5 protein-coding genes and 1 pseudogene are annotated in these 5,713 nt (G+C 64.9%); 4 read left to right on the forward strand and 2 right to left on the reverse strand.

Going from position 1 to position 5,713, the window contains the following annotated elements; all coding sequences use genetic code 11:
* The coding region (locus tag ACFYXH_RS41610; RefSeq protein ID WP_389574888.1) for a transposase at positions 1 to 284 on the reverse strand (284 nt) is incomplete at its 3' end.
* Between the two features lie 40 nt (positions 285 to 324).
* Between ACFYXH_RS41610 and ACFYXH_RS41615 the strand changes: the two genes are divergently transcribed.
* The 3 genes and pseudogenes from ACFYXH_RS41615 to ACFYXH_RS41625 form a co-directional block, all read left to right on the forward strand.
* Complete coding sequence (locus tag ACFYXH_RS41615; RefSeq protein ID WP_389574849.1) at positions 325 to 477, forward strand: hypothetical protein; 153 nt, start codon at positions 325 to 327, stop codon at positions 475 to 477.
* 40 nt (positions 478 to 517) lie between these two features.
* Entirely contained in the window at positions 518 to 1,219 is a 702-nt protein-coding gene (locus tag ACFYXH_RS41620) for an IS3 family transposase (protein ID WP_389574851.1), read from the forward strand.
* A 90-nt stretch (positions 1,220 to 1,309) separates the two neighbouring features.
* A pseudogene (locus ACFYXH_RS41625) lies at positions 1,310 to 1,465 on the forward strand (DDE-type integrase/transposase/recombinase); the annotation flags it as partial.
* Positions 1,466 to 1,680: 215 nt separating this feature from the next.
* On the opposite strand, the gene ACFYXH_RS41630 reads toward ACFYXH_RS41625, so the two are convergent.
* Positions 1,681 to 2,946, reverse strand: coding sequence for an FG-GAP repeat domain-containing protein (locus tag ACFYXH_RS41630; protein ID WP_389574854.1), 1,266 nt, complete (start codon positions 2,944 to 2,946; stop codon positions 1,681 to 1,683).
* Between the two features lie 1,660 nt (positions 2,947 to 4,606).
* Here ACFYXH_RS41630 and ACFYXH_RS41635 point away from each other — a divergent pair.
* On the forward strand, positions 4,607 to 5,713 hold a 1,107-nt coding region (locus ACFYXH_RS41635; RefSeq protein WP_389574857.1), incomplete at its 3' end, for a beta-propeller fold lactonase family protein.

Raw genomic sequence — 5,713 nt, forward strand, 5'->3', positions numbered from 1 at the left:
AGGATCTCCCGCTCAAGTTCCCATTCCTTCTCCGCTTTGCGCAGCCGACCGTTCTCCGCGCGCAGCCGGGCCAGTTCCTCGTCCCGGCTCTCCGCACCCTGCTCGCCACAGCCGTGATCGCGGCCCGTGTGCTCGTCGGCCTGGCGCACCCAGCTCCGCAGGGTCTCGCCGGTCACCCCGACATCCGCCGCGACCGCCGCATACGTGCACTTCCCACCCGCCGCGCGGTACAACGCCACCGCATCGTTCCTGAACTCCGCCGGATACGGAGACCTACGTCCCACCAGGACACCTTCCCTCGGATCTGCAAGATCCATTGTCAGAGTGTCCACACCACAGGGGTCGCCTCAGAGGTCGGCGGGCGCGCTGACCACGGCCGAGCGGGAAGAACTCGCCAGGCTGCGCAAGCGGGACCGGGAACAGCAGCAGACCATCGAGATCCTGAAAAAGGTCTCGCCTTCTTCGCGAAGGAGATGAAGTAGGCACGCTGTGCCGCTTCATCGACGCGGGAAGGCGAGTGAGGAAAACCCGGGCGGCTTCAGCATCGCCGCCCTGTGCCGGGTCGTGGAGATCAGCCGGTCCGTCTACTACGGCTGGCTCACGGCCCGGCCCGCCGCGGCAGCCCGGCAGCAGGCCGAAGACGAGCTCGCCGGGGAGATCCGGCATCCACGCCGCCTCGCGGGGCGCCTACGGCGCCCCGCGCGTCCACGCCAAACTGCGGCGCACGGGCCGGCGGGTCAACCGGAAGAAGGTCGAGCGGATCATGCGCGAGCGGGACATCCGCGGGATCACCCGTCGCAAGCGCCGCAACCTGACCAAGGCCGACACCAAGGCCGCTCCGTCTCCTGACCTGGTCGGACGCGACTTCACCGCCGCCGAGCCGGGCCGCAAGCTGGTCGGCGACATCACATATCTGCCGACCCTGGAGGGCTGGTGGTACCTCGCCGCCGTCATCGACCTGGCCACCCGCGAGGTGATCGGGTACGCGATGGCCGACCACCACCGCGCCTCACTCGTCACCGACGCGATCCGCATGGCCGCCGGCCGGGGCGAGCTGAAACCCGGCTGCATCATGCGCACCGATCGCGGATCGGAGTACACCAGCCGCGAATTCCGCACGGAGATAAGGAAGTTGACGACGGACAGACCGCCCTCGGCGCGCTCCTCGAGCGCCTCGCCGCGGTCCCCACCCCCGCCAGCCCCAGCCCTCGTGAGCTGAACCGACCGACCACCTCGCACCTGCTACCGATCATCGAGGTCCGGTAAGGCACCCAAAGATGAAACCGCAGGTCACAGATTCCACAGAACCGCCACGGTGATCGACATCTGCTCGCGGCGCGTGACCGGCTGGTCCATCGCGGACCACCTGCGCACGTCCCTGGTCACCGATGCGATCGAGATGGCCGTGGCCGACCGTGGCGGCCAGGTCCATGGCGTGGCCTTCCACACGGACAGGGGCGCTCAGGGCCGATTCAACTGGTCGCCGCAACACCTTGATGGTGGAGGAGAGTGTTGTGGCGCGAGGAAGGGCGCGTGCGGCGATTCGGGCTGGCCGTCCGCCGTTGCGGGCATGGGATGTCTGACCAGCGAAGACTCACCGGCCACATCCGGAAAGACAACGGCTTCCAAGACCAGCCCCGCCCTACGAGGTCACAGCCTCCTGGAACAAAGCTTGAGGGGTCACCGTCGCCGTAGGGCGACATTGTTGTTGAGAAGCACCGACACGGTGTCAGCGAAGGCGTTGGCGGTGACCAGGTCGAGGTCGCCGTCGCCGTCGAGATCGCTCACCGCCACCGAGTGTGGGCCGCTGCCGGTGGCGAAGTCGATCTTGGCGGCGAACGTGCCGTCCCCGTTACCCGGCAGTACCGACACCGTGTCAGGGTCCTGGTTTGCAGTGACCAGGTCTAGATTGCCGTCACCGTCGAGATCCCCCGCCGCCAACGAGACCGGGCGATTGCCGGTGGCGAAGTCGATAATGGCGGCGAATGTGCCGTCCCCATTGCCGAGCATCACTGCTCCGAGGCCAGAGGGGTAGGCGAGGAAGTTGGCGGCCCCCAGGTCGAGATTGCCGTCGCCGTTGAAGTCGCCCACGGCTACCGAGAACGGGCCGTGGCCCTCTGCACCGGTGATGCTGTTGCTGGTGGAGTAGCGGACCGGAGCGCCGAATGTGCCGCCCGCCGTGCCGAGCAGCACCGAGACCGTGTCGGGCCTGGCGTTGGCGGTGATCAGGTCGAGGTCGCCATCGCCGTTGAAGTCGCCCGTGGCCACTGAGACCGGTTGGTCGCCGCCGTTGACGTAGCTGCTACCGGTGGTGTAGTCAACCTTGGCGGCGAACGTGCCGTCCCCATTGCCCAACAGCACCGACACCGTGTTTCCGAGTTGATTCGCGGTCACCAAGTCCAGGTCACCGTCGCCGTCGAAGTCGCCCGCCGCCACGGAGTACGGTTGATCACCGGTGGTGTAGTCGACCTTGGCGGCGAACGTGCCGTCCCCATTGCCCAACAGCACCGACACTGTGTCCGCATACAGATTGGCAGTGACCAGGTCACGGTCACCGTCGCCGTTGACATCGCCCACCGCTACCGAGAAGGGGCCGTTGCCGGTGGTGTAGTCGACCTTGGCGGCGAACGTGCCGTCCCCATTGCCCAACAGCACCGACACTGTGTCCGCAGCCTGATTAGCAGTGACCAGGTCACGGTCACCGTCGCCGTTTAGGTCACCCGTAGACACCGAAAGGGGAAGGTCTCCGGTAGCGTAGTCGACCTTGGCAGCGTAGTTTGGCGCTGCGGCCCAGGCTGCCTCGGAGCCAGGAAACAGCCCCGCCGCCAGGCCGACCATCACTAGCGCTGCAGTCCGCCGCTTCGTCCTCGTCGCTCGATTCAACGTCATGCTCTTCTCCGTTACCCGATAGGGCGCCCCGGGAGGGTCCGGGGCAACTGAAGTCATGCAGGGGACAGCTGCTGAACTGGTGAGTCCGAGTACCTACTACCGGATCGTGACGCCGCCGGCACCAGGAGTCCCGGAGCCTGCCGCGTGGTCCAGTACCTCGGCAGGAATCGTGGCCGCAGCTGCACCGTGTCACCACCTGGGAAGGCTCCTCAATGAGCCCAATCTGTGGGAGGTTCACCGCACTGGGAGCTTGATCGTGGTCGCCCACGATGGGCACCCAGTGGACTACGCGGGTCTCGCTCCCGCCACCTGCTAGTCGATTCGCAGCGCTCCCCGGACGTGGTGCCAGCATCTGTCTTCCTTTGCAGCCGTGCCTGGTCCGGCCCCCGGTGTCTAAAGGAGCGGCTGCTCGCCTGCTCCAACCGGCAGGTGCACAAGAACTCGATACCCGATCAGGCAGCTCAGTCACCAAACCGCCCTCTCCGCGAAGCGACAGCCCTACGAGTTGCGAGGCATACAGCCTCAACGCCGGCGTCTTGTCGGGCCGGTCACGAAGACAGACTGCGCAACGACGGGCCGTGCCCTGTCTCGACACCCCATAACCAACGTCGAGATCACCCGTTTCGCCGAGAGCGCGAGGGAGGAACGGGCGAAGGCCCTACCTGAAGATCGCAGAGCAGAACTTTGAGGACCGGACACCGGCCAGGAGCGGGGCGTGCAATAACCGATTAGTGTGATTGCCATTCGGCTGCGCGGACCTGGAGCGCGTTGAGTTGGTCCGGCGGCTCAATCCTTTTCAGTTGCGGGGGTATCCCAGGGCGTGTGCGGCAGTTGACGCGCTGGGAGTGGCAGTCATAGCACGGGGCGTGCCGATGGCTCGTGCAGGGCCGCCGAGCTTCTGCGGGGCTTTCTCGATGCAGTGATCGCGTGGCCGATGGAGCGCGGCGAAGCCCAAGTAGCCGTCATCCGGGAGCGTCCCCTTTGCTTCATCCCACCGCTGTTCTGGAGATTGGCAAGAGGCAGAACGTGGTGGCGATGCCGTTTGTCGGTGAGGATGAGGATGAATCGGGTTTCAGCCCAAATGCCGCCGACTGCCCCGGGTTCGGGGCAGTATTGGCGCTCTGATCGGCGAGACAGCGCCCGTGCTGGAGAGCCCAATGCGAGGGGCACGCTGCTGCGGGAGCATGGTTCGGAGCGGTCCGGTTTACTTCGTCCGTCCCCGCGGTTTCGCAGAGCCGAGGGCTTTCCCACATCAGGACCGGACGACATAGCTGCAGGCCGGAGATACGGGCGGATATGTGGTCGAGCACGCTACATCTCGACTGCTGCGCTCGAGTTCACCTTCACGCAATGCCAGAGTAGGTGGATCGGGCGGCCGCCGTACCCGTTCGATCCGAAACAGGGATCAGGAAAGAGGAGATAGCACTGGAATTGGCACTGGTCTGTAGGAGTGGCCGTGTACCCCTGCGCGATTCGGGAGAATATACCAACTGATCGGCATGGTATGAGGGTGCATGGCTTTTCCGTATGTGACCGGTGGCAGGGCCCCAGCTCTACGGTTCCAGCCGCACGTCCGCCCCGACGCCCGGCAATAACGGGCCCATTGCTAGAGAGAGGTGGTCCGGGCATGAGCCCTGGAGCACAGACGACCCAGCCCCGAGGTGCCAGAGCGGGGGCATGTAGCGCGACCATCACCCTTCACCGATGGTTGCATGCGTTGCTGGTTTCGCTCCTCACGGTCCTCGGCCTAGCCGTGGTCCCGCAAGCCCAAGCAGCCGCGCAAACCGTCCAAGCGGGAACCTACGCTTACGTCGCCAACCAGAGCAGCGAATTGAACCTGGAGTATGTGTTCGACGTTGCCAATCCGGCTGCCCCAGTTCCCTTGAGCCCTATCAACCTCACACCGCCGACTGAGAATGCGACCGCTCCGACCGAGGTTGCGATCACTCCCGACGGCACAACTGTCTACACCACCCTCGACACTGGGAATCAGGTGGCTGTAGTCGACACCGCGACCAACGTCGTAACCACCCTCATCAACCTGGGCAATCAAACGCGCCCACACGGTATTGCGATCAGCCCTGACGGTTCCAAGGTCTACGTCGCCCAGTTCGATGACGACACCCTGGCGGTGATCGACACCGCGACCAATACCGTCACCAATACTATCCCCGTCGGGAGCTCTCCCTGGGGTGTGGACGTTACTCCTGACGGTTCCAAGGTCTACGTCACCAATTTGGCATCGAATAGCTTTTCGGTGGTGGACACGGCAACCACCGCAGTATCCGAGGTCATCGGTCTCAGCGGTCCGCGCGGTGTGAAGGTGAGCCCTGACGGCTCCAAAGCCTACGTCACCAATTTCGCCGGCAATACCGTGTCGGTGATTGCTACAGCGTCCGACACGATCAGCAGCACCATCGCGGGTTTGAGCGCGCCCAAAAATGTGGCCTTCGCCCCCGACGGCACGCGGGCCTACGTCACCAACTCCGGCAGCAATACCGTGTCGGTGATCACTACGACGTCCGACACGATCAGCAGCACCATCGCGGGTTTCAGCAGCCCCAACGATGTGGCTTTCACCCCTGACGGCACGCAGGCCTACGTCACCAACTACGTCGATGAAGGCACCGTATCGGTGGTTGACACCGCGAGCCGGACCATCGTCGACACCATCCCAGTCAGAAGATTCCCGATCGGTGTGGCGATCACGGAGACGCCCATTGTGCCGACTCCGGTGTTGGCGATCGACAAGAGTCACACGGGGGACTTCGCTCAGGGGCAGCAGGGAGCTACGTACACGCTCACCGCGGGCAACTCTGCCAGT

Origin of the sequence: Streptomyces sp. NPDC002730 (assembly GCF_042888805.1) — a bacterium.
In the GTDB taxonomy this organism is placed as follows: domain Bacteria; phylum Actinomycetota; class Actinomycetes; order Streptomycetales; family Streptomycetaceae; genus Streptomyces.

Bases quoted from the DNA above. Each gene is read 5' to 3' on its own strand.
- ACFYXH_RS41630 (WP_389574854.1), bottom strand. From the start codon at position 2,946: ATGACTTCAGTTGCCCCGGACCCTCCCGGGGCGCCCTATCGGGTAACG.